The sequence below is a fragment of the Mesorhizobium sp. P2_D1 genome, from assembly GCF_056404455.1.
On sequence record NZ_JBFUDZ010000015.1, the window covers coordinates 18,176 to 43,024 of the forward strand.

General features: G+C 63.0%; 22 protein-coding genes and 1 pseudogene. 6 read left to right on the forward strand and 17 right to left on the reverse strand.

The features are described 5' to 3' along the window. Nucleotides 1-16 precede the first annotated feature (16 nt). Entirely contained in the window at nucleotides 17-670 is a 654-nt protein-coding gene (locus tag AC1D0I_RS13410; protein ID WP_477395597.1) for a TetR/AcrR family transcriptional regulator, read from the reverse strand. Nucleotides 671-843: 173 nt separating this feature from the next. Here AC1D0I_RS13410 and AC1D0I_RS13415 point away from each other — a divergent pair. Then, nucleotides 844-1,257 (forward strand): annotated as a pseudogene (locus AC1D0I_RS13415) (anthrone oxygenase family protein); the annotation flags it as partial. 35 nt (nucleotides 1,258-1,292) lie between these two features. Here the strand turns inward: AC1D0I_RS13415 and AC1D0I_RS13420 are convergent. Further along, the gene (locus tag AC1D0I_RS13420) at nucleotides 1,293-1,751 is read right to left on the reverse strand and encodes a MarR family winged helix-turn-helix transcriptional regulator (RefSeq protein WP_477395599.1); all 459 of its coding nucleotides are present in this window, start codon (nucleotides 1,749-1,751) and stop codon (nucleotides 1,293-1,295) included. A gap of 96 nt (nucleotides 1,752-1,847) precedes the next feature. Between AC1D0I_RS13420 and AC1D0I_RS13425 the strand changes: the two genes are divergently transcribed. Both AC1D0I_RS13425 and AC1D0I_RS13430 read left to right on the forward strand, forming a co-directional pair. Next, nucleotides 1,848-2,153 (forward strand): Rieske (2Fe-2S) protein, encoded by a 306-nt coding sequence (locus AC1D0I_RS13425; RefSeq protein WP_477395600.1) that lies wholly within the window; start codon nucleotides 1,848-1,850, stop codon nucleotides 2,151-2,153. Nucleotide 2,154: 1 nt separating this feature from the next. Then, nucleotides 2,155-2,868 carry a glutathione S-transferase family protein gene (locus tag AC1D0I_RS13430; protein WP_477395602.1) on the forward strand — a complete coding sequence of 238 codons (714 nt, stop codon included), beginning with the start codon at nucleotides 2,155-2,157 and terminating at the stop codon, nucleotides 2,866-2,868. Here the strand turns inward: AC1D0I_RS13430 and AC1D0I_RS13435 are convergent. After that, nucleotides 2,831-4,096, reverse strand: coding sequence for an FAD-dependent oxidoreductase (locus tag AC1D0I_RS13435; RefSeq protein ID WP_477395604.1), 1,266 nt, complete (start codon nucleotides 4,094-4,096; stop codon nucleotides 2,831-2,833). The genes AC1D0I_RS13430 and AC1D0I_RS13435 overlap by 38 nt on opposite strands. Before the next feature lie 63 nt (nucleotides 4,097-4,159). Next, nucleotides 4,160-4,570 carry a winged helix-turn-helix transcriptional regulator gene (locus AC1D0I_RS13440; RefSeq protein ID WP_477395606.1) on the reverse strand — a complete coding sequence of 137 codons (411 nt, stop codon included), beginning with the start codon at nucleotides 4,568-4,570 and terminating at the stop codon, nucleotides 4,160-4,162. Nucleotides 4,571-4,704: 134 nt separating this feature from the next. Here AC1D0I_RS13440 and AC1D0I_RS13445 point away from each other — a divergent pair, with 134 nt between their 5' ends. Beyond that, on the forward strand, nucleotides 4,705-5,595 hold the full coding sequence (locus AC1D0I_RS13445) for an SDR family oxidoreductase (RefSeq protein WP_477395608.1): 891 nt from the start codon (nucleotides 4,705-4,707) through the stop codon (nucleotides 5,593-5,595). Between the two features lie 43 nt (nucleotides 5,596-5,638). Here AC1D0I_RS13445 and AC1D0I_RS13450 read toward each other — a convergent pair whose 3' ends face one another. From AC1D0I_RS13450 to AC1D0I_RS13460, 3 genes are all read right to left on the reverse strand, one after another. Then, the gene (locus AC1D0I_RS13450; RefSeq protein ID WP_477395610.1) at nucleotides 5,639-6,679 is read right to left on the reverse strand and encodes an SDR family oxidoreductase; all 1,041 of its coding nucleotides are present in this window, start codon (nucleotides 6,677-6,679) and stop codon (nucleotides 5,639-5,641) included. A gap of 35 nt (nucleotides 6,680-6,714) precedes the next feature. Further along, nucleotides 6,715-8,628 carry a potassium transporter Kup gene (locus AC1D0I_RS13455; protein ID WP_477395612.1) on the reverse strand — a complete coding sequence of 638 codons (1,914 nt, stop codon included), beginning with the start codon at nucleotides 8,626-8,628 and terminating at the stop codon, nucleotides 6,715-6,717. Nucleotides 8,629-8,725: 97 nt separating this feature from the next. Beyond that, on the reverse strand, nucleotides 8,726-9,466 hold the full coding sequence (locus tag AC1D0I_RS13460) for a pyridoxine 5'-phosphate synthase (RefSeq protein WP_477395613.1): 741 nt from the start codon (nucleotides 9,464-9,466) through the stop codon (nucleotides 8,726-8,728). Nucleotides 9,467-9,579: 113 nt separating this feature from the next. Between AC1D0I_RS13460 and AC1D0I_RS13465 the strand changes: the two genes are divergently transcribed. Beyond that, nucleotides 9,580-9,996 carry a SpoIIAA family protein gene (locus AC1D0I_RS13465; RefSeq protein ID WP_477395615.1) on the forward strand — a complete coding sequence of 139 codons (417 nt, stop codon included), beginning with the start codon at nucleotides 9,580-9,582 and terminating at the stop codon, nucleotides 9,994-9,996. Between the two features lie 34 nt (nucleotides 9,997-10,030). Here AC1D0I_RS13465 and AC1D0I_RS13470 read toward each other — a convergent pair whose 3' ends face one another. The 9 genes from AC1D0I_RS13470 to AC1D0I_RS13510 all read right to left on the reverse strand — a co-directional run bounded on the left by AC1D0I_RS13470 (nucleotide 10,031) and on the right by AC1D0I_RS13510 (nucleotide 20,863). Next, nucleotides 10,031-11,158: an ATP-dependent DNA helicase gene (locus tag AC1D0I_RS13470; RefSeq protein WP_477395617.1), complete on the reverse strand. Its 1,128-nt coding sequence runs from the start codon at nucleotides 11,156-11,158 to the stop codon at nucleotides 10,031-10,033. Nucleotides 11,159-11,301: 143 nt separating this feature from the next. Then, nucleotides 11,302-11,691 (reverse strand): nitrile hydratase accessory protein, encoded by a 390-nt coding sequence (locus AC1D0I_RS13475; protein ID WP_477395619.1) that lies wholly within the window; start codon nucleotides 11,689-11,691, stop codon nucleotides 11,302-11,304. Continuing rightward, a complete protein-coding gene (gene nthB, locus AC1D0I_RS13480; protein WP_477395621.1) occupies nucleotides 11,678-12,337 on the reverse strand; it encodes a nitrile hydratase subunit beta in 660 nt (219 codons plus the stop codon). Before nthB ends, AC1D0I_RS13475 begins: the two co-directional genes overlap by 14 nt. Beyond that, on the reverse strand, nucleotides 12,334-12,945 hold the full coding sequence (nthA, locus tag AC1D0I_RS13485; protein WP_477395623.1) for a nitrile hydratase subunit alpha: 612 nt from the start codon (nucleotides 12,943-12,945) through the stop codon (nucleotides 12,334-12,336). Before nthA ends, nthB begins: the two co-directional genes overlap by 4 nt. Before the next feature lie 73 nt (nucleotides 12,946-13,018). Beyond that, nucleotides 13,019-16,180, reverse strand: coding sequence for an efflux RND transporter permease subunit (locus AC1D0I_RS13490; protein WP_477395625.1), 3,162 nt, complete (start codon nucleotides 16,178-16,180; stop codon nucleotides 13,019-13,021). Then, nucleotides 16,177-17,448, reverse strand: coding sequence for an efflux RND transporter periplasmic adaptor subunit (locus AC1D0I_RS13495; protein ID WP_477395627.1), 1,272 nt, complete (start codon nucleotides 17,446-17,448; stop codon nucleotides 16,177-16,179). Before AC1D0I_RS13495 ends, AC1D0I_RS13490 begins: the two co-directional genes overlap by 4 nt. A 241-nt stretch (nucleotides 17,449-17,689) precedes the next feature. Further along, a complete protein-coding gene (locus AC1D0I_RS13500; protein ID WP_477227053.1) occupies nucleotides 17,690-18,286 on the reverse strand; it encodes a LysE family translocator in 597 nt (198 codons plus the stop codon). A 120-nt stretch (nucleotides 18,287-18,406) separates the two neighbouring features. Further along, nucleotides 18,407-18,982 (reverse strand): acetolactate synthase small subunit, encoded by a 576-nt coding sequence (gene ilvN / locus AC1D0I_RS13505; protein WP_013894763.1) that lies wholly within the window; start codon nucleotides 18,980-18,982, stop codon nucleotides 18,407-18,409. An 84-nt stretch (nucleotides 18,983-19,066) separates the two neighbouring features. After that, nucleotides 19,067-20,863 (reverse strand): acetolactate synthase 3 large subunit, encoded by a 1,797-nt coding sequence (locus AC1D0I_RS13510; protein ID WP_457151508.1) that lies wholly within the window; start codon nucleotides 20,861-20,863, stop codon nucleotides 19,067-19,069. A 443-nt stretch (nucleotides 20,864-21,306) separates the two neighbouring features. On the opposite strand from AC1D0I_RS13510, the gene AC1D0I_RS13515 reads away from it, so the two are divergent. Further along, entirely contained in the window at nucleotides 21,307-23,109 is a 1,803-nt protein-coding gene (locus AC1D0I_RS13515) for an NAD(P)-binding domain-containing protein (RefSeq protein WP_477395629.1), read from the forward strand. A 64-nt stretch (nucleotides 23,110-23,173) separates the two neighbouring features. Here AC1D0I_RS13515 and AC1D0I_RS13520 read toward each other — a convergent pair whose 3' ends face one another. Next, on the reverse strand, nucleotides 23,174-24,334 hold the full coding sequence (locus tag AC1D0I_RS13520; RefSeq protein WP_477395630.1) for a PcfJ domain-containing protein: 1,161 nt from the start codon (nucleotides 24,332-24,334) through the stop codon (nucleotides 23,174-23,176). Nucleotides 24,335-24,849: the final 515 nt, after the last annotated feature.

Genomic DNA, 24,849 nt, shown 5'->3' on the forward strand with positions numbered 1-24,849 from the left:
CCTTCCCGGTTATGAATCAGAGGCCTTGCGGCCGGTTGTTGCTCTTGAAAAGAGCGAGAAACTGCTGCGTCGCCCGCGCGGCATCGCCGCCGATCGCCGCCTCAGTCAATTCCAGCCGGTCGCCGAGCAGCAGACGGATCTGCACGTCGCGGGCGACCAGCCCAAAAAAGGTGCGGAACGCCGTCTCGGCATCCACAAAGTCGAGCAGTCCGGCCTGCCGTCCGGCCTCAAGCACCGGCTTCAGCCGCTTGGCCAGGGCGAAGCGGCCATTCTCCAGCACCACGGCGCCAAGGTTATCCTTGCCGGAACCAGCATGGCTCACCGCCACCCGGTTGAGCGCGATCGAAGTGTCGCTCGAAATGACCTGCAGCCAGTCGGAAGCAAAGCGTTCGAGGCTCGCTGTCAGCGACACAAGATCGAGCCCCTTGCCATCGACTTGCGCCACCCGCACCTTGGACGCCTGCCACTGCACCGTCGCCGTCAGCAGCCCGTCACGGTCGCCGAACCATTTGTAGAGCGTTTCCTTGGAGCAGCTTGCCCGGCGCGCCACGGCGGTCATGGTCAGCTGATCGCCCTCCTCGACGAGCAGGCGCAGCGCTGCGTCGAGCACGGCTTTCTGCCGCCCCGTCAGCGCTTCGCTGGTGTCGATCTCGGGCACGATGTCCAACACGCTCTTCTCTCGGCAGGCAAAGGCCGGTCTCGGCAGGCAAGGCCGGCCGGTTATTTCCGGCAAGCCGTACCGTACGTTACGGTTCGGCACTTCTATGGCGTATTGTCCCGATCCATGCAAGTCCTATTTCTATCCACATGGCGTCGTGCCGGACGCCTGCGCGGGGAACGAAGATGCTGATCGGATTGTTGGCCTTGATGGTTGCCGCCGTATTCTCTGGCGCCGCGATCTACGTCAGTGTCGCCGAGCAACCGGCGCGGCTTCGTCTCGACGACAAGGCGCTGCTGCAGGAATGGCAGCCTTCCTACAAGCGGGGCGCCGCAATGCAGGCGTCGATTGCCATCGTCGCCTGTGTTCTCGGTCTCATTGCCTGGTGGCAGACTGGCGGTTTCGCCTTTCTGGTCGGCGCGGTGCTGATCATCCTGCCCTGGCCGTGGACGCTGATCGCCATGATGCCGACCAACAGGGTGCTGGAGGCGATGGACGCAGGCGCCGGCAATCCGCAAGCCCGGTCCCTGATCGTCAAGTGGGGCGATCTGCACCGGGTTCGCGTGGGCCTTGGCGTGCTGGCGACACTGGCCTTTCTTTGGGGCAGTCATTCGGCCAGACCGGCGCTAAAACGTCAGTCCACAACGGGCGGATGGCGCAATCGACCCAGGAGTGCCGACACCATGTTCAGCTCATCCGCGGAGAGTTTGGCGCCGACCAGTTCGCTGATCGACCGCCCATAGACAGCCCACATCTGGCGACGCATCTCGCGGCCCCTGGCCGTGATACGGATGGTCTGGCCGCGGCCGTCATCGGCCACCGGCAGTTTCTCGACCACCCCGTCTGCCTCGAGCCGGGCCAGCAGCCGCGAGACGTTGTATTGCGCAAACAAAGTGCGCTCGATCAGTTGAAACGGCCGCAAGCCGCCCTCACCCGCCTCGGCGAGTTCGTGCAGCACGTCGTACCAGGCAAGTGGTGGCAGGCCGCCTTCCTTCAGCGCGTCTTCAGCACTTTCCACGAGCTGGCGCGAAACGCGCATCAGGCGGGCCCAGGCCGTGATGGCTTCGGGCGAAGGCATGGCTTTCTCAGTCATGGCCCACCATAGGCGATAGATGCAACTGCATCAAGCTTGACAGTCAATGCAGGTGCATCTATATAGATGCAATTGCATTAATGTTGAGGACGCGTCATGAAACACGAAATCTGCAAGGTTGCCGACATTCCTCAGACGGGCAGCCTGATCGCCCCGTTCTTCGGCCGCGAGGTCCATGTCTACCGCAGCGGCGAGCGTATCCGCGCCGCCGCCAATGTCTGTCTGCACTTTGGTGGCCCGCTCGACTGCAAGGACGGCAGACTGGTCTGCCTATGGCACGGCGCCTCGTTCGATATGGCCAGTGGTGACCGCGTCGATGGTCCGGCGCCAAAGGATTCCCGCCTGATGTTCCTGTCGACGCGCGTCGAGCACGGCGCGTTGAACTATGTCTGGGGAGAGTGAGATGACCGACAAGCTCATTCTCGTCAGCCATCCTCTCTGCCCCTATGTGCAGCGCGCGGCAATTTCACTGGCCGAAAAGGGCGTGCCGTTCGAGCGCGTCGATATCGACCTCGCCAACAAGCCGGCCTGGTTCAGAGCGATCTCGCCGCTCGGCAAGGTGCCGCTGCTGCGCGTGCAGCGAAATGGCGAAGAAACGGTGATCTTCGAATCCGCTGTCATTCTCGAATTCCTCGAAGAGACACAAGCCCATCCCCTCCACTCCGCCGACCCCTATGCCCGTGCCCGGCATCGTGCCTGGATCGAGTTCGGCTCGGCAATCCTCAACGCCATCGGCCGGTTCTATTCGGCCTCGACGGAGGCCGGCTTCCTCGCCGAAACCAGCGCGCTGTCGGCGATGTTCGATCATCTCGAAGCCGAGCTGGCGGACACCGAACGGAACGGACCATGGTTCGCCGGCGAGCACTTCTCGCTTGTCGACGCCGTCCACGGCCCTGTTTTCAGATATCTCGACGTGTTCGACCGGATCGGCGATTTCGGCATTCTGGACGGCAAGCCGTTCGTCCGGGCCTGGCGTCAGGCGTTGAGGGAGCGTCCGTCGATCAGGCACGCCGTCGCGCCGGACTACCCGCTGCGCCTGCATGCGTTTCTGCAGGCGAAGAAGTCGCAACTCTCGACGATTATTCAGCGGAACGATCTGGCCATCGCGCTTCCTTGAGCCCGATACGCCTGAACGGATCGACCACCGTGCCGGCCACCATCGAGGCAAGGAACTGTGGCGCCGGCGGGATTCTTGCCACCGTCGCCACCAGCCTGTCGCGGATGAAGGGCAGCGCCATGGAGTCCGACTGGTAGAAGGGCGTGAACGCCAGCGACAGCGCCTGGAAGACACGCACGTGCCACCGCCGTGCCTTCGCATAGGCTTGAAGTGCCGCCTCGACGTTTGGCGTCCGCGCCAGCGCATGGCTGAGCGCCGCGGCGTCGAGCAGCGCCATGTTCGCCCCTTGCCCGAGTTGCGGACTGGTCGAATGCGCCGCGTCGCCGATGACGGCCAGCCCCCGGCCGGCCGGCCACTTCATCGTGTGGTGGCCGTAGCGCGCCAGCGAGAGCTGGTCGAAATCCTCGATCTGGCTGGTGTATGCCTCGCTCTCGGGCCACAACCGAACCACCCTCTCCTTCCAGGCTTCGAGGCCCCGGTTGCGCACCTCATCGGCGTCGGCCGGCTTCAGGCTCCAGAAGAAGGCCGCCATCTTTTCAGCGCCCGGCTGCGGCCGGCCGATCGGCAGCACCCCGATCATCACGCTGGCCTTGTCGTAGCGCTGCAATAGCGCGTGCTCGTCGAAACCTTCATCGCGCCAGCGCAGCGAGGCCCAGAACGCGCCGTAGGTGAGCGGCCGTGGCGCGCCTGCATTGCCCGTGCACTGCCGCAGCTTCGAGCGTGAGCCGCTGGCGTCGACGACGAAGTCGAACGGCCCTTCCCTGCGGCCGTTGCCACAGACCAGCGTTGCCCGTTCGCCGGTCTCCAGAGTCTCGATCTCGACACCTGTCTCGATGGCGATCGCTTCGTGCTGCACAGCACGAAAGAGCACGCCGAACAGAGCGGCCCGATGTACCGCAAGCCCGAAGCGGTGCCCGCGCTGGGCATCATAGCGGACGTCGAGAACAGTGCGGCCTGTCGAGGCATCCGCGCCATGCAGCCGGTCGATGCGGCTGCCCAGCGCCAGTATCTCGTCCAGCAGGCGGAGATCAGCCAACACCGTCAGCCCGGTCGGCTGCAGGATCAGCCCGGAACCGACCGGCTTCGGCTCCTCGAAGCGCTCGAAGATGGTGACCTTGTGCCCGGCGCGCTTGAGATAGAGCGCCACGGCGAGCCCCGCCGGGCCGGCCCCGGCAATCGCGATATCGTAGGAAATGCCAATGCCCCCAACGCCGAACTCGCCGGACAATCCTTCAGCGGGCGGACTAAATCAAGCCGCGGCCCTTTGGCTTTGTCCGCTTCGCGGGCCGGCTCACCCTTGGGCCGCATCAAAACCGGCGCGCGCGCTGCGCACCGCGTCATGGTTGAGCTCGGCCCACAGGATCAGCTGGTGCAAGGCGCCGAACATCGACCGTCCAAGGTCGGTAAGGCTGTATTCAACGCTTGGCGGCTTGGTCGGGAACACTTCGCGATGCACATAGCCGTCGCGCTGCAGGTCGTAGAGCGTCTGGGTGAGCATGCGCTGTGAAATGTCGGGCACCAGCCGCCGCAGCTCGCCGAAGCGATAGGGCTGCTCGGCCAGTGCCGCCATCAACAGTGAGCTCCATTTGCCGTTCAGCCCCTGGATCACGTCCCGAACCGGGCAATCGGCGATGTTGCCGCCATCGCTCAAGGATTTGTAGATCTCGAGCTTGGATCTGAGATTGACGATGGTGCTGTCCACGGCTGGTTCCCTGGCTGTGCCTACCTCCCGAAAAACTGCCTTCTTTACGGCCACGGGTCAATTCCTATTTTAGTGCTGGTCTCTTTTTGAGACCACCATTAGTCCCTCCTCTCCGACCCATGCCAGGATCTCCAATGAGCAAAACCCTCCTCGTCACCGGCGCTTCAGGCCAACTCGGCCGCAGCGTCATCAACCACCTGCTGGACACATTCAACGTCCCGGCGGCGCAGATCATCGCCACCACACGCACGCCGGCCAACCTTGCCGACCTGGCGGCGCGCGGCGTTGTCGTCAGGGCCGCCGACTTCAACGATCCGGCATCGCTTGCCAAGGCCTTCGCGGGCGCCAGCCGGGCGCTTATCATCTCGACCAACGAACTTGAGGTGCAGGGAAAGCGCCGTGAGCAGCAGCTCGCGGCCGTGACCGCGGCCAGCAAGGCCGGCGTCGCCCACCTGCTCTACACCTCGATGCCTAACCCCGAGCCAGGTTCACCGGTCCATTTCGCGCCCGACCACTACGACACCGAACAAGCGATCAAGGCGAGCGGCATTCCCTATACGATCTTCCGCAATGGCTGGTATGACGAGAACCTGTTCATGGCAACGCCGCAAATCCTGGCGTCGGGCCAATGGTACACGTCGGCGGGAGATGGCCGCATTTCCTATGGCGCGCGCGACGATCTCGCGGCGGCGATCGCCGCGGGGCTCGCCTCCGGCACCGACGAGAGCGCGACCTACACGCTGACCGGACCCCAGGCCTATACGACCGCCGAGGTCGCGGCCCTCGTCACCGAAGTCACCGGCAAGCCCATCCAGGTCGTGCAGCTTTCCGACGACGCTCTGACCGAGGGCATGAAGTCAGCCGGCCTGCCTGAGCCTTTCGCCAAGCTTCTGGTGTCCTTCGACGCCACCACGCGGGGCGGCGGTCTTGGCATGGTAACGGACGCCGTGGAAACGCTCTCCGGCCGCAAGTCGGTGTCGCTGAAGCAGTTCCTCGAGACCAACAAGGCTGCCTTGGCAGGCTGACGGTCAGTGAGTGGTCCCGGAAGCCGAACCCCGGCTTCCGGCGCTACTTCGCCTTTTTGAGCAGACCGAGCCGGATGAGGCTTTCGCCGGTGGCAACCAGCGCGTCCTCGCGTGATCGCGGCGCCCAGCTTAGCAGGCGCACGGCCCTCGCTTTGGTCGCATTCTTGACCTTGCCCAGTTCCGGCACCAACTGTGCGACTTCCGGGTTGAACAAGCCCACGATCCGCACCAGCCAATCGGGTAGTTCCCGCGTCGAGACGCGCGCCCCGGCATCGCCCAGTCGCGTTTTCAAAGTCTGCGCGATCTCCCGCACGGTCATGAAATCGCCGGCAACCGCCAGGAATCGTTTGCCCCTGGCGGCAGGATTGGTCATGGCACGCACATGCAGGTCCGCCACGTCGCGCACGTCGACAACGCCGAAAGACAGGCGCGGCAGCCCCGGCATGGCACCGTTCAACATACGCTGGACAAATTCTGTGGAGGTCGAATGGTCCGGGCCGAGCACCGGCCCGAAGATACCGACCGGATTGACGACCGCGAGTTCCAGTTTGCCACCCTCCGCGGCAATGAAATCCCAGGCGGCGCGTTCGGCGAGCGTTTTCGATTTCACATAGGCGCTGACCTTGGCCGTCGGATCGGTCCAGCTCTCCTCGGTGAACGGCTGCCCGCCGGGCGGCAGCTTGCCATAACCGATTGCGGCGAAGGACGAGGTCAGCACGACGCGCTTCACGTTCGCATCCCGCGCCACGCGCAACACCCTGAGCGCGCCCTCACGGGCCGGGATGATCAGGTCGTCTTCATGTTTCGGCACGCCGGGCGGAAATGGCGAGGCGACATGAAGCACATAGTCGCAACCGGCCACCGCATCCGGCCAGCCCGCATCGGCCATCAGATCGGCGACGGCAAACGAGAGCGCCGCTCCAGGCTCGGAGCCGCCGGCCTTGAGCATGGCCACAACATCGGCTTCGCGTTTGGCCGAGCGCACGGTCGTGCGAACACGATAGCCGGCGTTCAGCAGTTCGAGAATACAATGCGCGCCGAGGAAGCCGGAGCCACCGGTAACAAGCACCAATTCGCCGCTCATTCCCGTCTCCTCAACCGTTCATCGGCAAGGGCTCGTCAGATCGCCACCTGCGTACCGATCTCTACCACACGGCCGGTCGGGATCTGGAAATATTCGGTCGCGTCGGCCGCCGTGCGCGCCAGGCCGATGAACAACCGRTCCTGCCACACCGGCATGCCGGAATTGGGCGAGGCCTTGAGCGAACGTCGCGACAGGAAGAACGAGGTCGTCATGATRTCGAACTTCCAGCCCTGCTTGCGGCAGATCGCCAGCGCGCGCGGGATGTTGGGCTGCTCCATGTAGCCGAAGGTCAGSGTCACCCGCATGAACAGCTCGTTGACCGTCTCCATCTTGACCCGCTCGCTGTCGGGCACMACCGGCTGCGGCGCGGTCACCACCGAAAGGATGACGTTCTGCTCATGCAGCACCTTGTAGTGTTTCARGCTGTGCATCAGTGCCGTTGGCGCGCTCAAGGGATCGCTGGTCAGGAACACGGCGGTGCCGGACACCAGCTGCGGCTTCTTCTTCAACAGATTGCCGGCGAGGAAATCGAGCGGAATCTCGTTGCGCCGGGTCTTGTCGAACAGATAGCGGGTGCCGCGAATCCATGTCGACATGATCAGCCCCATTATGCAGGCGACAGTAATTGATACCCATCCGCCTTCGAAGATCTTGACGACGTTTGCCAAGAAAAAACCGCTGTCGATTATGCCGAACAGCAGGGCCAGAGCCAAGGCAAGCGCCAGCTTCCATTTCCACAGCTTGCGCATCACCACGAACAGCAGAATGGTCGTCATCAGCATTTCGCCGGTCACCGAAATTCCGTAAGCGGAGGCCAGCGCACTCGAGCTGCCGAAACCAACCACCAGCAGCATCACCCCGATCGCGATGAGCAGGTTGACGCGGGGCATGTAAATCTGCCCGAGCTGCATTTCAGAGGTATGCTGCACCTCGATGCGCGGCAGAAGGTTGAGCTGCACGGCCTGACGAGTCAGTGAAAAAGCGCCTGAGATGACCGCCTGGCTGGCGATAACGGTCGCGGCCGTTGCCATGCCCACCATCGGCATCAGTGCCCAGTCCGGCAGCATCTGAAAGAACGGATTGGTCGGCCTGCCACCATTGGCCAGGACAAAAGCGCCTTGCCCGAAATAGTTGAGCAGCAGGCACGGGAAAACCACGGAAAACCAAGCCATCACGATCGGCTTGCGCCCGAAATGGCCGAGATCGACATAGAGCGCCTCGGCCCCGGTCACGGCCAGGAACACCGCACCGACGGTCACAAAGGCGGCGGTCGGAGTGCCGGCGAGATAATAGACGGCGTAGTAAGGATTGATCGCCATCAGGACCGATGGATCGTCCGTCAGGTGATAGAGCCCTGCGATGCCGATGGCCAGGAACCAAAGCGCTGTCACCGGCCCGAACACCGCCGCGACCTTTCCGGTGCCGAAGCGTTGCACCGAAAACAGAAAGGCCAGGATGACCAGCGTGATGGGCACGACATAGGCATCCAGTGTCGGGGTCACCACCTCCAGGCCTTCGACCGCCGACAGCACGGAGATGGCCGGTGTGATGATAGCGTCGCCAAAGAACAGCGCCGCACCGCAAAGCCCGATCCCGAGAATTAGTCGGGCGCCTTTCGGATAGGCGCTTCGTGCAAGCGCCATCAGGGATAGCGTACCGCCCTCGCCCTTGTTGTCTGCACGAAGCACGAAGGCGACATACTTTATGGTGACGATGATCGTCAGCGCCCAGACGATCAGCGACAGAACGCCCAGCACATCGCTGCGCGTATCGGTGCCGGGAGAAGCATGGAGCGCCTCTCGGAAGGCGTAGATGGGGCTGGTGCCGATATCGCCATAGACGACACCGAGTGCGCCCAGCATCAGAACCTTGGTGCTGTGCTTTTCGACCTCGGAATGGCTCGATTGTTCGACGGTTCCAGCCTCGCTACCGCTACTGGCAAGGGCCATCGACCACTCTCCGACAAGCGCGCGGCGCTCTATGCATGCTGCGATACGATATCAATTGCACGCGATGGCTGCCATACTTTCAATGCGCGGCTCTACCCTACCACCCGCAGGCCTTCAGGAACCGCCCCACCGTGCCGGCCATGCCATACTCCAACGCGTCGGCTGTCAATCCATGTCCGATCGACACTTCGGCTAATGCCGGAATGCGCTTTGCCAGTGCCGGAAGGTTGCTGACCACCAGATCGTGCCCGGCATTGACCTGAAGACCGGCGGCAAGCGCGGCATCAGCGGTTTTTCCCAGTCTTTCCAATTCCTTGGCCGCTCCGGCGGGATCGGAATGATAACTACCATACGGACCTGTATAAAGCTCTATGCGGTCGGCGCCGGTGTCCCGCGCTGCCGTCACGCCCGCAGGGTCCGGGTCAGAAAACAGCGACACACGAAAGCCGCTCTTCTTCAGGCGTCTGACGATCGGAGTAAGGAACGCGGCCTCGGCGGCAAAGTTCCAGCCATGGTCCGACGTCGCCTGCGCCGGATCGTCCGGCACCAGCGTCACCTGTTCGGGCTGATGCTTTTCCACAAGCACCAGGAAATCCTCGGTCGGATAGCCCTCGATGTTGAATTCCGCGCGCGGAAATTCGTCGTCGATCAGGGACCGTATCTCAGGCAGATCCGAGTGTCTCGTGTGCCGCTCGTCGGGGCGCGGATGCACCGTCAGACCATGCGCCCCGGCTGCGAGCGCGATGCGGCCGAGGCCCGTCACGCTCGGCCACGGCAGGTCACGCCTGTTGCGCAGCATGGCGACGGCATTGAGATTGACGGAGAGTTTTGCGGGCATGGAAGCGGCCTCGGAGATCATTCGACGCGCCACCTATAATGCCTTTGGGGGGAACAGACAGGGGGTTTCGAGTGTTCCAAGCGTGATGAAGTGAGTCCGCGAAAGGAAGCGCCATGAATTTTCTCGATGCCGTACCGGCTATCCGTCGTCTCGAGACCAGCCGTGACGATCTTCTCGCCATCGATGTCGTCGGCCACGTCTCGGCGGCCGATGGCGAAAACCTTTTCGGGTTGATGGAGGCAGCCTATGCCCTTCACCCACATATCGACGTGCTGGTGCGCCTTGTCGATCACGATGGCGTCGACTGGGCCAATATTGCCGAAGAGACCCTGACGCAGGGGACCGCCCATGCAATGCAACATGTCGGCCGTTGCGCGACGATCGGCGAGCCGGACTGGACCGCCGACGCGCGACATGTCCTGCGGGATGCGCCGTCAATCGAATTCAAGCATTTCGAGACCGAGGACGAAGCCTCGGCCTGGCAATGGCTTGGAGCCCGGCCGACCGAAGAGCAACAGGGTCGAGGCTGAAACACGACAGCCCCGCAGGGCCGTCGAATGGCTGCTACCTGACGATCGTCAGCCGCTCGGCCGCGCGCGTGATGGCGGTGTAGAGCCAGCGCTGGCGGGTTTCCTTGAAGGCCCAGCTTTCATCGAACAGCACGATCTCGTTCCATTGCGAGCCCTGCGCCTTGTGCACGGTTAGCGCGTAGCCATAGTCGAAATCGTCGAAGCGCTTCTTCTGCTGCCAGGGGATGTCGGCATCCGGATCCTCGAAGGCTGCCTTGAGCAGCTTGATCTTGGCGACGCCGCGATCCGGATCGTCCTCTTCCGGCGACACCAGAAGGTTGATGCCGGGCTTCACCGTCTCGCGCGACGAGGTCATCACCTTCCATAGCGAGCCGTTGAGCAGGCCCTTGGCCGGATCGTTGCGCAGGCAGACGAGCTTGTCGCCGGCCTGCGGATAGTCGGCATTGAAGCCTTTGAGTTCGCGCAGCCGCTGATTGTAGCGGCGCCGCGTGCGGTTGGTGCCGACCAGCACCTGGTCGGCCTTCAGCACCAGCTCCCGGGTGACGTCTTCCTTGCCGATCACCTGGGCCGTGCCATAGTCGCCACGCATGAACTCGCGGCCCTCGCGAACATCGAGCGCCAGCCGCAGGATCGGATTGTCGCGCGCCTGCCGGTGGATTTCGGTGAGCAGGAAATCCGGCTCGTGGTCGGTGAAGAAGCCGCCGCCCGAAATCGGCGGCAGCTGGCCGGGGTCGCCGAGCACCAGGATCGGCGTGCCGAAGCTCATCAGGTCGCGGCCAAGCTGTTCGTCGACCATCGAACATTCGTCGATGACGACCAGTTTCGCCCGCGAGATCGGGCTTTGCCGGTTGAGCGAAAAGGTCGGCGACATCGAGGTCTTGCCGGTGACCTCGTCCGATACCGATTCCTCGCCCTTCGGCCGATAGATCAGCGAATGGATGGTGCGGGCGTTGATCGCGCCCTTGGAGCGCAGCACTTGCGCCGCCTTGCCGGTGAAGGCGGCGAACTGGACCTGACCGTCGACATGCTCGGCGAAATAGCGTGCCAGCGTCGTCTTGCCGGTGCCGGCATAGCCGAACAGCCGGAACAGCTGCGGCTTTCCGGTCTTCAACCAGCGGGCAACCGCTTGCAGCGCCTCGTCCTGTTGGGGAGAGAATTCCATCAGCGCGAGAGACCGGATTCGCAAGGGAAAGACAAGATAGCCGCCACCACCATCGACGTGTCGGGGCGCTTCAGCGCCACGGACGGGTCAGGCTATCAGGCGCAAACAAGAACGTAAAGAGAACAGACGTGGCAACGCCGCGATTATGGTCGGCCTGCCGCCACGACCTGTCTGGTCGGCCTGGGGTCGTTCTCCAGCAGGATCGGCTTGCCATGCGGAGTGGCGTGCGCGGCGCGCTCCCAGGCTTCAGCCATGGCATCGACATCCGCCTTGGCGGTCAGCCCTTTCGAAACAAGCAAGCTTTCCAGCGCCGCCAGCCAATGTTCGTAATAGCCATGGCCGTCAACCGCGGCACCTGGCTTCTTCACCTGCGCCGACAGTGCCTGCGCCCATTCGTCCCACGAAAACAGGCCCTTGTCATGCAGCGCAACCGTCATGGCGAATGCTTCGGCCTGCCATGGCTCGGCAAAGACCGGGGCATCGACGCCAAGCGGCAAATCGGCGGCGGGTCCGTTTGCCTCACGCCGGCTCAAGATAACTCTCCCAGGCATCGATCGACACGCTCAGCGTCGGGTCGGCGCCCTCGCCCCAGATTTCCGACCCTTCGAAAACCACCGTGTAGACCCATTGCGGGTTTTCGCCCTGGCCATGCGCGTTGCTGTCTGGAAACACAAAGCCGTCGCGCACCGCCTCGATCGTTCCATGCTTGCCGCGTGCATAGCGCGGCAGCCGCGTGTGGCCGGTCGGGTTGAAGTTCTTGGTCCGCACGGGATCGCCGGCCTTGAACCGCGCTGGTTGCGCCACCGGCCGGTCGCAAGGACCGCCGTCGGCCAGCACCGCGGGCACGTTTTCGGCCTTCAGCACCCGTTTCGGCGCCGCCGCCGGATCGACCGCGGTGCCCGCCTTGAGATCGCGCTCGCTGACAAAACCATGGCGCTTGAGCAGCACTTCCAGCGCCTTGATCCATATCTCGTAGTAGCTGGAGGCATAATAGTCGGCAGGATGCAGCGATTCCCGGGCATGCCGGCTCTCGTCGATGTTCCATGCGCCCATCGCGCCTGCGCATAGGGTCACGCCCAGCGCCCGCCTTTCCCAGGCGGCATGGAAATACGGCTCGTCAATTTCCGGCGCGACCGGACCGAAGCCCATCTGTCCGCCGAGGTCCTGCGGCCCGTTCATGCCGGCTGGCTCGCCAAAGCGGTGCCGATCATCGCGTCGCGGCTCACCAGATCGGCCAGCCGCTCCTCGCTCCAGCCCTCGGTGCCGTCGGGACGCATCGGCACGACGAGATAGCGCAACTCGGCGGTGGAATCCCAGACGCGGATCTTTTTGTCGGCCGGCAGCGTCAGCCCGAACTCCTCCAGCACACCACGCGGATCGATGACCGCGCGCGAGCGGTAGGGCGGCGCCTTGTACCAGACCGGCGGCAGGCCGAGCACAGACCACGGATAGCAGGAGCACAGCGTGCAGACGACGAGATTGTGCGTGTCCTCGGTGTTGAAGACCGCCAGCATATGCTCGCCCTGGCGGCCGGTGTAGCTGAGCGATTCGATCGCTGCCGTCGCATCGCGCCTCAGCCAGTCGGCATAGGCAGGATCGCTCCAGGCCTTCGCCACCACCCTGGCGCCATTGCGCGGGCCGATCCTGGTCTCGTAGGTGTCGACGATGACATCGATCGCGGCCGGATCGATCAGCCCCTTGCGAGTGAGGATCGTCTCCAGCGCACGTACCCGCGCGGCAAAGGGATCGAGCTCGTTGTCGTGGTCGTGGTCGTGGTCGTGTGACATGACCGCAAATTACGTTTCCGGTGATGCCACCGCAAGCGCAACGCCTTGGGCCAGATCCTGGCGACCTTGAATTCTATTCGGCGGCCGTCTTCTGCGGTTCGAGCTGCTGCTCCTCGTTGACATCGAACAGAGAGGGCTGCCTTACAGGTTCCTTCGGGATCTCTTCAGCCTTGCGCTTCGGCATCAGCCCGACCAGCCAGCCCGAGAAATTCTCCATGTAGACATAGATCACCGGCGTCACGAACAAGGTCAGCGCCTGCGAAGCAAGCAGGCCGCCGACAACGGCAACGCCCAGCGGCTGGCGCAGCTCGGCGCTGGCGCCGGTGCCGAGCGCGATCGGAAACGTGCCCATCAGTGCGGCCAGCGTCGTCATCATGATCGGCCTGAAACGCATGAGGCAGGCCTTGTGGATGGACTCGGTGGCCGACAAGCCGTCTCGTCGCAATTCCAGCGCCACGTCGACCATCATGATGCCGTTCTTCTTGACGATGCCGATCAGCATCAGAATGCCGATCACCGCGATCACCGACAGATCCATGCCGGCGAAGCGCAGCGCAACGACGGCGCCAAGCACCGCCGATGGCAGGCCGGTAAGAATGGTTAGCGGGTGGATGAAGCTTTCGTAGAGGATGCCAAGCACGATGTAGATGGTCAGGATGGCGCCGCCGATCAGCAGGCCTTGGTTGGCCAGCGAATCCTGGAAGGTCTTGGCCGTGCCGGCAAAGGTCGTCGAGATCGCCGTCGGCATGCCGATCTGCTCCTTGAGCGCGTTGATGCGCGTCACGCTGTCACCGAGAGCCACGCCTTGCGGCAGATTGTAGGAGATGGTCACCGCGGGCAGCTGGCCAAGCTGGTTGACCGTCAAGGCGCCGGCCGTGCGATCGACCCGGGCAAAGGCGCCAAGCGGCACCAGACTGCCACCCGCCGTCCTCATCTGGATGGCCAGCATCCGCTCGGGCGACCATTCGATCTTGGGATCGAGCTCGGTGATGACTTCGTAGCTGTCGGCCGAACCGAAGATTGTCGAAACCTGGTCCGTGCCGAACCCGCCATAGAGAGCGGAGCGCAGCGTGTCGGTATCGATGCCGAGCTGGGCGGCTTTGTCGCGATCCACCACCAGCGTCGCCTGCAGGGCATTGTTCTGCAGGTCGCTGGTCACGTCGGCGAAAGTCGCATGGTCGGCCGCCATCGCGTCGTTCATCTTCTGCGCCCAGATATCGGTCTGGCCGGTATCCAGGCCCTGAACCACGAGCTGATAGGCGCTGGCCGACGACCGCGAACCCAGCCTCAAATTCTGCACCGGTTGCATGTAGGTCTCGATACCCGCCACGCCGGCCAGTTGTCGCCTTAGATCCGAAAGCACCTTCTCGATATCGGGACGCTGGTCCTTCCCCTTGAGCTGGACGAACAGCTGCCCCTGGTTGAGCGCATTGTTGCCGCTGCCAGCCGACCACGCCACATGGTCGACATACGGCGAATGCGAGAAGACGTTGGCCACCTGCCCTTGCAGCTTGGCCATGGCGTCAAACGAGATGTCCTGGCGCGCGATGGTCGTCACCGATATCTGGCCGATATCCTCCTGCGGGAAGAAGCCCTTCGGCGAGACCTGGATCAGCCATACCGACGCTGCCGCGGTTCCGATGAAGACCAGGAACACCAGGAAGGTGTGCCGCAGGCAGAAGCTCAAGATCTGGTCGTAGCCGCGTGTGATGAAGTCCTGCTTGTGACCAGGGCCATGCTTGTCGCGATCAGCCTTCGTAACCGACAGCAGCCGCGAGCACAGCATCGGCGTCAGCGTCAGCGACACGAACATCGAGGCCAGGATGGCGACCGTCACCACGACGGCGAACTCGTTGAAGATGCGCCCGATCACGCCGCCCATCAGAAGCACGGGGATGAACACGGCCACCAGCGAAATCGAGATCGAGATGATGGTGAAGCCGATTTCGCGCGCGCCCTTCAGCGACGCATCGAAGGCCGACAACCCATCCTCCTCCATATGGCGGAAGATGTTTTCCAGCATCACGATGGCATCGTCGACGACAAGGCCCACCGCAAGCGTCAGGCCCATCAGCGATATGTTGTCGATGGAAAAGCCGAACAGGAACATCGCGCCAAGCGTGGCGATCAGCGAGATCGGCACCGCCACGGCCGGGATGATGGTCGCCGTTACCCGGCGCAGGAACACGAAGATCACCATGACCACCAGCGCGATGGTCAACAGCAGCGTGAACTGCACGTCATCGACAGCCTGGCGGATCGAGGTCGAACGGTCGTTGAGCAGCTTGATCGAGGCGGCGGCCGGCATCTGGTCCTGGAAGGACGGCAACATCGCCTTGACCTTGTCGACGACGTCGACCGTGTTGGCGTCGGGCTGGCGCTGCACGGCCATGATGATCGCGCGGGTACCATCGTACCAACTTGCGGTGGTGGTCGTCTGCACCGAATCGACGACGCGGGTCACCTCGCCCAGCCGTACCGGGTGACCGTTCTTGGTGGCGATGATGAGGTTGGAGAAGCCGGCAGCGTTGGTCAGTTGCGTGTTGGCCGTGATGGTGAGCTGCTGCTTGTCGTTCTGCAGCACGCCGAGCGGCGTGTTGCTGTTTGCTGACGCGATCGCCGCTTGCAACTGATCGATCGAGATGCCGCGCGCGGCAAGCGCGGTCGGATCGATCTGGATGCGCACCGCATATTTCTGCTGGCCGAAGATCGAGACCTGCGCGACGCCATCGATCGTCGAGAGCGACGGCGAGATGACGTTTTCCGCGAAAGCATCGAGATCGGTCAGCGGAACCGTGTCGCTGACCAGCGACATCAGCAGGATCGGCGCATCGGCCGGATTGACCTTGCGATAGCTCGGCGGTGCCGTCATCTGCGGCGGCAATGATTTCTGCGTACGCGCGATCGCCGCCTGCACGTCGGCCGCTGCCGCGTCGATGTCGCGGTTGAGCACGAACTGGATGGCGATCGAGGTCGAACCGAGCGAGTTGGTGGTCGAAATGGAATCGATGCCGGCGATGGTGGCGAACTGCTTGATCAGTGGCGTCGCCACCGACGTGGCCATGGTTTCCGGCGAGGCGCCGGGCAACTGCGCCGAGACGTTGACCACCGGGAATTCGGCGCTGGGCAGCGCCGCCACCGGCAGGAACTTGTAGGCGAACAGTCCGCCCAGCACGAGGGCGAACGACATTAGGAGGGTGGCGACTGGCCTACGAATACAGAATTCGGAGATCATTGGGCCGCCTCGCCGGCCTTGTCGGCTTGCGCGACCTTGGGAGCGGCTTGGCCGCCGCCACCGGTCGCGGCCTTGCCTTCATGCACGGCGGCGCCGTCCTTCAGCCTTGTCTGGCCTTCGGTGACTACCTTCTCACCGCTTTTCAGCCCCTGGCTGATGGCGCTGTTGTCACCTTCGGTCAGGGCCACCTCCACCGGCCGCATCTCGACCGTGTTGTCCGGCTTGACCACATAGACGAACGGCCCCTTCTGGCTGGGCTGCACCGCAACCGTTGGAACCGATGTCATCTTCGGCATGATGCCGGCGTCGAGCACGACATTCACATACTGGCCCGGCCACAAGGAGAGATCGGCATTCGGCACGCTCGCCCGCGTCGCGATCGTGCCGGAAGCGGTGTCGACGCTGGAGTCGACGAAATCGAGCGTCCCCTTGCCGATCGGCGCCGGATCGCCGTCCTTGGTCAGCGTCACGGCACCCTGCTGCGGCGCGGCAAGCGCCTTATGCAGAAGCGCCAGGTTACTTTCCGGCAGGTTGAAGTTGACCTGCAAGGGATCCATCTGGGTTATGGTCACCAGCGGGGTCGCCGTGCTGCTGTTGTTGCCATTGCTGGTGGTGACCAGGTCGCCGACCGCGACATTGACGGCGCCAAGCCGGCCGGAAATCGGCGCGGTGATCGTGGCAAAGCCAAGCTGGACGTTGTCGGCGTCGATCGTCGCCTTGTCGGCATCGACGGTTGCTACCGCCGCCTTTTGCGCCGCAACCGCCTGGTCGTAGGTCTGTTGCGTCCCGGCCTGCTTGGCGACCAGGTCCTTGGCGCGCTGGAGATCCGAATTCGAGCTGGCGAGCATCGCCTGGTCCTTGGCGAGCGCCGCCTGGTCCTTGGCCAGTTGCGCCCTCAGCGCCCGGTCGTCCAGTGAAAACAAAACGTCGCCTGTTTTCACCATCTGCCCGTCCTTGACGTCAATCGATACGATCTGGCTGGACACCCGTGCATTGATGCTGACGACGGCCGGAGACGAGACGAACCCGATCGCATAGCGCCGGATCGGGAAATCGGCCGTCGAAGCGACGGCCGAGAGGATGGAGGCGGAGCGCGCCGCCGTGGCGCCCTTCTTGTCCGAAGCCGCGGCCGGTTGGTCCGCCGCGGCCACCTGCTTTGCGCCGATGATCTGTTCGACCCTGCCCAGCGCGTTCGGCGAAACATAGAGCCAGCCCGCCGCGCCGAGGCAAGCGACGGCAAGCAACGAAAGAACGACTTTTCCACGCATGGTCAAAAGGCCCTCTCCATCCGACACGCGATGGGCCGATGGTTCGCATTCTAGCGCAAATCACGGCCCGTTGCCGCCATTTCGCCGAATAGATAGGACACGCCTTTGTCGGAAAAGGGCCAAAACACGGCATTACGAAGATTTAATGTGCACTGCACAATGGATGTGCAGCCGACCGAGGTGGGCCGGGTTTCAGGTCAGGCCGGCATCACCTGCCCGCATCATCGGAATGTCGACACGCCTAGCGCAGCATCGGCCACAACGTCGCCGCCAGCAGCACGCCCATGGCGACGTTGAACCATTTCAGCCGCACCGGGTCCGACAGGAAACCGCGCAGCGCGGTGCCGAAACCCGCCCACACCGAGACGCTCGGCAAGTTGACGACGGTGAAGGCCACCGAGATCAACACTACCGACAGGAACGGATGCTCCGGATTGGTGTAGACGGCCATGGCGGTGATCGCCATAACCCATGCCTTGGGGTTGACCCACTGAAACGCCGCCGCGTCGATGAAGCGCATGGGCTGCCCCTTCGCCTCACCCTTGCCGGCAAGCGAACGCGACATGGCGATCTTCCAGGCGAGATAGAGCAGGTAGGCGCCGCCCGCGACCTTGAGTGCCGTATGCAGGATCGGAAACGCGGTCAGCACCGCACCCAGGCCAAGCCCAACCGCCACCAGCAGCACCAGGAAACCGATGCTGATGCCCAGCATGTGCGGAACCGTCCTGACGATGCCGAAATTCACTCCCGATGCCAGAAGCATGAAATTGTTCGGCCCGGGCGTGATCGACGTCACCAAGGCATAGACGAGCAGGGCAAGGAATGCGTCAAGCGACATGATATCCTCCCAGACACGTCAGCATTATTGTCTCTTCTCGGCGACTGCACAAAGACCAGTGGCCGGTCTATGACCGAGCCAGACCTACGCTTGTCAAAGATTTGGAAGGCCCGGCCGTGCCTACATCCCCTGTGGACCGCGGTTCATCGCCGCCACGCCGGTGCGGCAGATCTCGACCAGGCCGAGTGGCTTCATGATGGCGATGAACTGGTCGAGCTTGGAGCCCTTGCCGGTGATCTCGAAGATGAAATGCTCGGTGTTGGCGTCGATGACGCTGGCGCGGAAGGCGTCCGCCAGCCGCAGCGCCTCGACGCGGGCCTCGCCGGTACCGGCAACCTTGACCAGCGCCAGTTCCCGCTCCAGCGGCCGCTCCTGGCCGAATTCGTGCGAGCGCACGGTCAGGTCGACGACGCGGTGGACCGGCACGATGCGTTCGAGCTGATGCTTAATCTGCTCCAGCACATGTGGCGTGCCACGCGTCACGATGGTGATGCGCGACAGGTGCTTCTCATGCTCGGTCTCGGAAACGGTCAGGCTCTCGATGTTGTAGCCGCGCCCGGAGAACAGGCCAATGACCCGGGCGAGCACGCCCGGCTCATTGTCGACCAGTACGGAAAGCGTGTGGTTCTCCGGCCTTTCCGTCTCCTTGGCGATGAAGTAGGCGGAGCCGGTGGGCTGAAGGTGCTGTGCGTTCATGACATGAATCTCGATTTCAAACTATTGAGCTAATTCTCTGTTTTCGCACGGCTTCTCGCGACAGCCCTGCCTCGGCTGAGCGGACTACACCAGTTCCCTGCCCTTGGCGTCGATGGCGTTGGCCACCGCCTCGTCGGTCGCCTCGTCGGGCAGCAGCATCTCGTTGTGTGCCTTGCCCGACGGGATCATTGGGAAGCAGTTGGCAAGCGTTGCCACGCGGCAATCGAACAGCACCGGCTTCTTCACCGCGATCATCTCCTTGATCGCATCGTCCAGCTCGTCCGGCTTCTCGCAACGGATGCCGTGGCCGCCATAGGCCTCGGCCAGCTTGACGAAGTCCGGCATCGCCTCGGTGTAGGAATGCGACAGCCGGTTACCGTGCAGCAGCTGCTGCCACTGCCGCACCATACCCATATACTGGTTGTTGAGGATGAAGATCTTGATCGGCGCGTCGTGCTGTACGGCGGCGCTCATCTCCTGCATCGTCATCTGCACCGAGGCGTCGCCGGCGATGTCGATGACCAGCGCGTCGGGATGCGCGATCTGCACGCCCAATGCCGCCGGCAGGCCATAACCCATCGTGCCCAGCCCGCCTGACGTCATCCAGCGGTTCGGCTTCTCGAAATGATAGTGCTGCGCCGCCCACATCTGGTGCTGGCCGACCTCGGTGGTGATGTAGGTGTCCATGCCCTTGGTCAGTTCGTAGAGCCGCTGGATGGCGTATTGCGGCATGATCACGTCGTTGTTCATCTTGTAGGCGAGTGAATCGCGCGCACGCCATTTTGCGATCTGCTCCCACCAGGGGTAGAGCGCCTTCTTGTCGGCCTTGGCGGTGGCCCGCCACAGCCGCACCATATCCTCCAGCACCCGGCCGACATCGCCGATGATCGGCACTTCCGTGTGGACGTTCTTGTTGATCGATGACGGGTCGATGTCGATGTGGATCTTCTTCGAGTTCGGCGAGAACGCGGTCAGCCGCCCGGTGATGCGGTCGTCGAAGCGCGCACCGATGCAGATCATCACATCGCAATCATGCATGGCCATATTGGCTTCATAGGTACCGTGCATGCCCAGCATGCCCATCCAGTTCTTGCCCGATGCCGGATAGGCGCCGAGCCCCATCAGCGTCGAAGTGATCGGGAAGCCGGTGAGATCAACCAGTTCGCGCAGCAGATGGCTTGCTTCCGCACCCGAATTGATGACGCCGCCGCCGCTATAGATGATCGGCTTCTTGGCGCTGGCCATCAATTCGACCGCCGCCTTGATCTTGTCCAGGTCGCCCTGAACCTTGGGCTGATAGCTGGTGCGCGGCGCGATCTGCGGCGACACGTAAAAGCCCCGGGCGAACTGCACGTCCTTCGGAATGTCGACCACGACCGGACCGGGACGGCCGGTGGTGGCGACATGGAAGGCCTCGTGGATGGTTGCGGCGAGTTCGTTGACGTCCTTCACCAGCCAGTTGTGCTTGGTGCAGGGGCGCGTGATGCCGACCGTGTCGCATTCCTGAAAAGCGTCGGAGCCGATCAGCGAGGTCGGCACCTGCCCGGTCAGGCAGACCAGCGGGATCGAATCCATCAACGCATCCTGCAGCGGCGTCACCGCATTGGTGGCGCCGGGTCCCGACGTCACGAGCATGACACCGGCCTTGCCGGTCGAGCGCGCATAGCCTTCGGCCGCATGGCCGGCGCCCTGCTCGTGGCGCACCAGGATGTGCTCGACCTCGTCCTGTTGGAAAATCTCGTCGTAGATCGGGAGTACCGCGCCGCCCGGATAGCCGAAGACATGCTTGACGCCATTGTCCTTCAGCGCCTGCACCACCATTTCGGCGCCCGTCATTTCGGTTCTTGGCATTTCGCGCCGCTCACTCTGTCCGTTGCTCATCGGTCTGGTCCCGTACTGCCGCCATCTGGCGATTGCTGGTCGTTTAGTCGTGTTTCAGGCAATAAAAAAGGCCCCCGAAGGAGCCTGTGTGTGCGCATGGGAGGTTTTCGCCCGGCGGTTACACCGCCTTGCCCACGCGCTTTCCTACGAGAATGAGTGCCGTTTTCATGGTGGCGGACAATAGAATTGGTTTTACGCCGCTGTCAACGGCGAATCTGAGTGACATGAACCCGCAGCAAAAGGGGCCGGCTCTCCTCCTCGGCACCGGCAAGCCATCACCGGAAAAATCCCATAGGTTTCCGATAAGGTATTGAAAACACGCCAAACTATTGGAGGGCGTGACGCTGCGGAGCTTTTGAAGAAATACTCCGCTCATCGTGGACAACTCAGTCCGGCCAAAATCGCTCGATCGAGAAGCGATCACAATCCAAGGAGGAAAGCTGATGCTCGACAAGGCCCCTAACAAGAAACTGTCCGACCTGCTCGACCAATTCGGCGCCGCCCTGGTCGCCAATGACATCGAAAAAGCGGTCGATTGCTTTCAGGAGGACTGTTACTGGCGTGACCTCGTCACCTTCACCTGGAACATCAAGACCATGGAGGGTCGCGACCAGGTCCGCGACATGCTGAAGAGCCAGTTGTCGAAGACCAAGCCATCCCACTTCGCCATCGCCAAGGGTGAGGACGCGACCGAGAGCGGCGGACTGATAGATGGCTGGATCAGCTTCGAGACAGAGGTGGCGCGCGGCTTCGGCCATGTCAGGCTGAAGGATGGCAAGATCTGGACGCTGCTGACCACCATGGTCGAATTGAAGGGCCACGAGGAGCCGGCGGGTTTCGCGCGGCCGATGGGTGCCAAACACGGCTCGGGCAAGAACCGTCAGACATGGAAGGAAGAACGCGAGAAGGAAGCCGCTGAGCTCGGCTTCAAGACGCAGCCCTACACGGTGATCATTGGCGGCGGCCAGGGCGGCATCGCGCTCGCCGCGCGCCTGCGGCAGCTCGGCGTTCCCACGATCATCATCGAGAAGAACGAGCGGGCCGGCGACAGCTGGCGCAAGCGCTACAAGTCGCTCTGCCTGCATGACCCGGTCTGGTACGACCATTTGCCCTATATCGATTTCCCGAAGAACTGGCCGGTCTTTTCGCCCAAGGACAAGATCGGCGACTGGCTGGAAATGTACACAAAGGTGATGGAGCTGAATTACTGGTCCTCGACCGAGGCCAAGAGCGCGTCCTATGACGACAGGAAGAAGGAATGGACGGTCGTCGTCCACCGCGACGGCAAGGACATTACGCTAAAGCCGAAGCAGCTGGTGCTGGCTACGGGACAATCCGGCAAGGCCAATATGCCGAAATTCAAAGGCATGGAAAACTTCAAGGGCGATCAGCATCACTCCTCGAAGCACCCCGGTCCCGATGGCTATGCCGGCAAGAAAGCCGTTGTCGTCGGCTCGAACAATTCCGCCCACGACATCGCCGCGGCACTTTGGGAAGCAGGCGCCGATGTCACCATGGTGCAACGCTCGACCACGCATATCGTCAAGTCCGACACCTTGATGGAAATCGGGCTGGGGTCCCTCTATTCGGAACAGGCGGTGCAGAGCGGCATGACCACGGCCAAGGCCGACCTCGTCTTTGCCTCCCTGCCCTATAAGATCCTGCACGAATTCCAGATTCCGGCGTACGCCGAGATGAAGAAGCGCGATGCAAAATTCTACACGGGTCTGGAGAAGGCCGGCTTCATGCTCGACTGGGGCGATGACGATTCGGGCCTGTTCATGAAGTATCTGCGACGTGGTTCGGGCTACTATATCGACGTCGGCGCTTCCGATCTGATCATCGATGGCTCGATCAAGCTGAAAAGCGGTGTCAACGTGGTTGAGATAAAGGAGCATTCGGTGCTCCTCAGTGACGGCACCGAGTTGCCCGCCGATGTCATCATCTACGCCACCGGCTATGGTTCGATGAATGGCTGGGCGGCCGACCTGATCTCCAGGGACGTCGCCGACAAGGTCGGCAAATGCTGGGGTCTCGGTTCGAACACCACCAAGGATCCCGGTCCATGGGAGGGCGAATTGCGCAACATGTGGAAACCGACGCAGCAGGAAGCACTGTGGTTCCATGGCGGCAATCTGCACCAGTCACGCCACTATTCGCAGTTCCTGTCGCTGCAGTTGAAGGCCAGGCAGGCAGGCCTGCCGACGCCGGTCTACGGGCTGCAGCAGGTGCACCACAAGGGATAGCGCCTCGTACATCCGCCCGTTTTTTAAACCCGCGCGGCGATTCCGCCGCGCGGGCTCTTTCTGTTCAGTCCTGCAGCGTCACGCACTTCGCCTTGGCCCAACGCTCGAGGATCTTGCGCTCGTCCGTCGTTGCCAGACGATTGCCGAAACCGCGCACCTGGACCGCCCGATGCTGACGATCGAGCTCGATCGTCAGCAAGCGTTCAGTCTTGCCGAGCGCCTTGCGCCGCAGCGCCCAGATCGAGGCATTGCCGGCAATGCATTTGGTCGCATAGGACGATACGCAATGATGCATCGCCCGGCTCTCGGCAACGAGGTCCTCTGCGGTCTTCAACTGGCGGATGAAGAACCACTCGCCATGCGCCTTCGCCTCCTTGGGCGGCGGATGCCATTCCCAATCCTGCAGACGCGAGCCGTCCCAGGCGCTGCACTGCGCGGGTGCGCCGGCGACGGGCTGAGCCCGCGCGGCGGCCCGCCGGCGCATCGCCTCGATGCGTTCGATCGCAGCAAGATCGCGATGCCAGTCCGACATCTGCCGGTGCAGCGAGGCGAGCGTGCGGCCCTTCAGGCTATAGGCACCATCGCGCCGGTGCTTAGCGCCGACATAGTCACAGAGATCGTCGATCTCCTCCTTCAAAGCAGGATGCTCGCAGAAGAAGCGCGCCACCTCGCGCCAGAAGGCCAACTCGCCACGCGGCGTGCGCGCGATTTTCGTGCGCGCGAGCCGAGCCGCAATCCCTGGATCATCCGTGTAGGACCGCGCGATCGCGAACCAGAACGCCTCGTCGAAGGTGAAATCGCCAGACACGTTCAGGAAGCAATGCACCTCCTTTCGCGACAGCCACGCATTGGCGCCCGCCTTGTAGAGCGAGCCGCCACCTGCAGCCGTGACGTACCAGACCAGGCGAAGTGCGATCTCCTGACCATCGAGCCCCGACCTATCCAGCCAGATGGCCTCGAGCGCGGCCGAAACCGGATAACGCGCAAAGAGATAGCGGGCGGCAGCCAGCCGCAGCCGCGCCGGGTCGCGCGTCTTCAGCTTTGGACGCCACAACGCGCCGTCGCGGATCGCCATGTTTGCATAGCCGCGGCGTACCTCCTCGAGCGCCCGCTCGAAATCCGGAGCGGGACGCGGCATGGCGGAAACCCGCCTCAGCGATGCTTGATATGCTTCAATGCGTTCGCGCTCGGCGYCCTGCCTGCGCTGGATCATGGACTTTGCCATGGCCGTTCTTCCTGATTGGAACCCTGTCAGCCGCACGCAATTCCAGCGTCGGCACGGAATGTGTCGATCTGGGTTGGCGTGACATGGACAGGTCTCCTTTCAGGATGACGGGTTGGGAACGGCGCGGTATCTAGGCTCACAAGAAACTCAGCGCAAGTGCCATTCCATCAATGTTTACAATGGCCTGCCGGAGTGTTGCAAAGCTGCATCTTTGATTTTCAGGCAGCCGCGATCGTTGGCCGGGAGCTAGGCTTCCCACCGTTTTATGGACAATGCGGCTTAACGCCGTCGCGGGTTATGCAGCTCGTGTAGACGACAACTCCCACCGCACATCGCAGCACGGCGGTCCTCAGAGTGCCAGGGTATTGGAACCGCTGTGGCGCGGGGTCAGCCCGTTCGTCCGCCGCGGAGGCGCAAAATGCGTGAACAAGATTTCATCGTCGCCTCCATCAAAAGCGTGGTCGATACGGTGCGGCCAATGAAAATGCGGGCCGCATGGTGGGCGCGGCTGATAC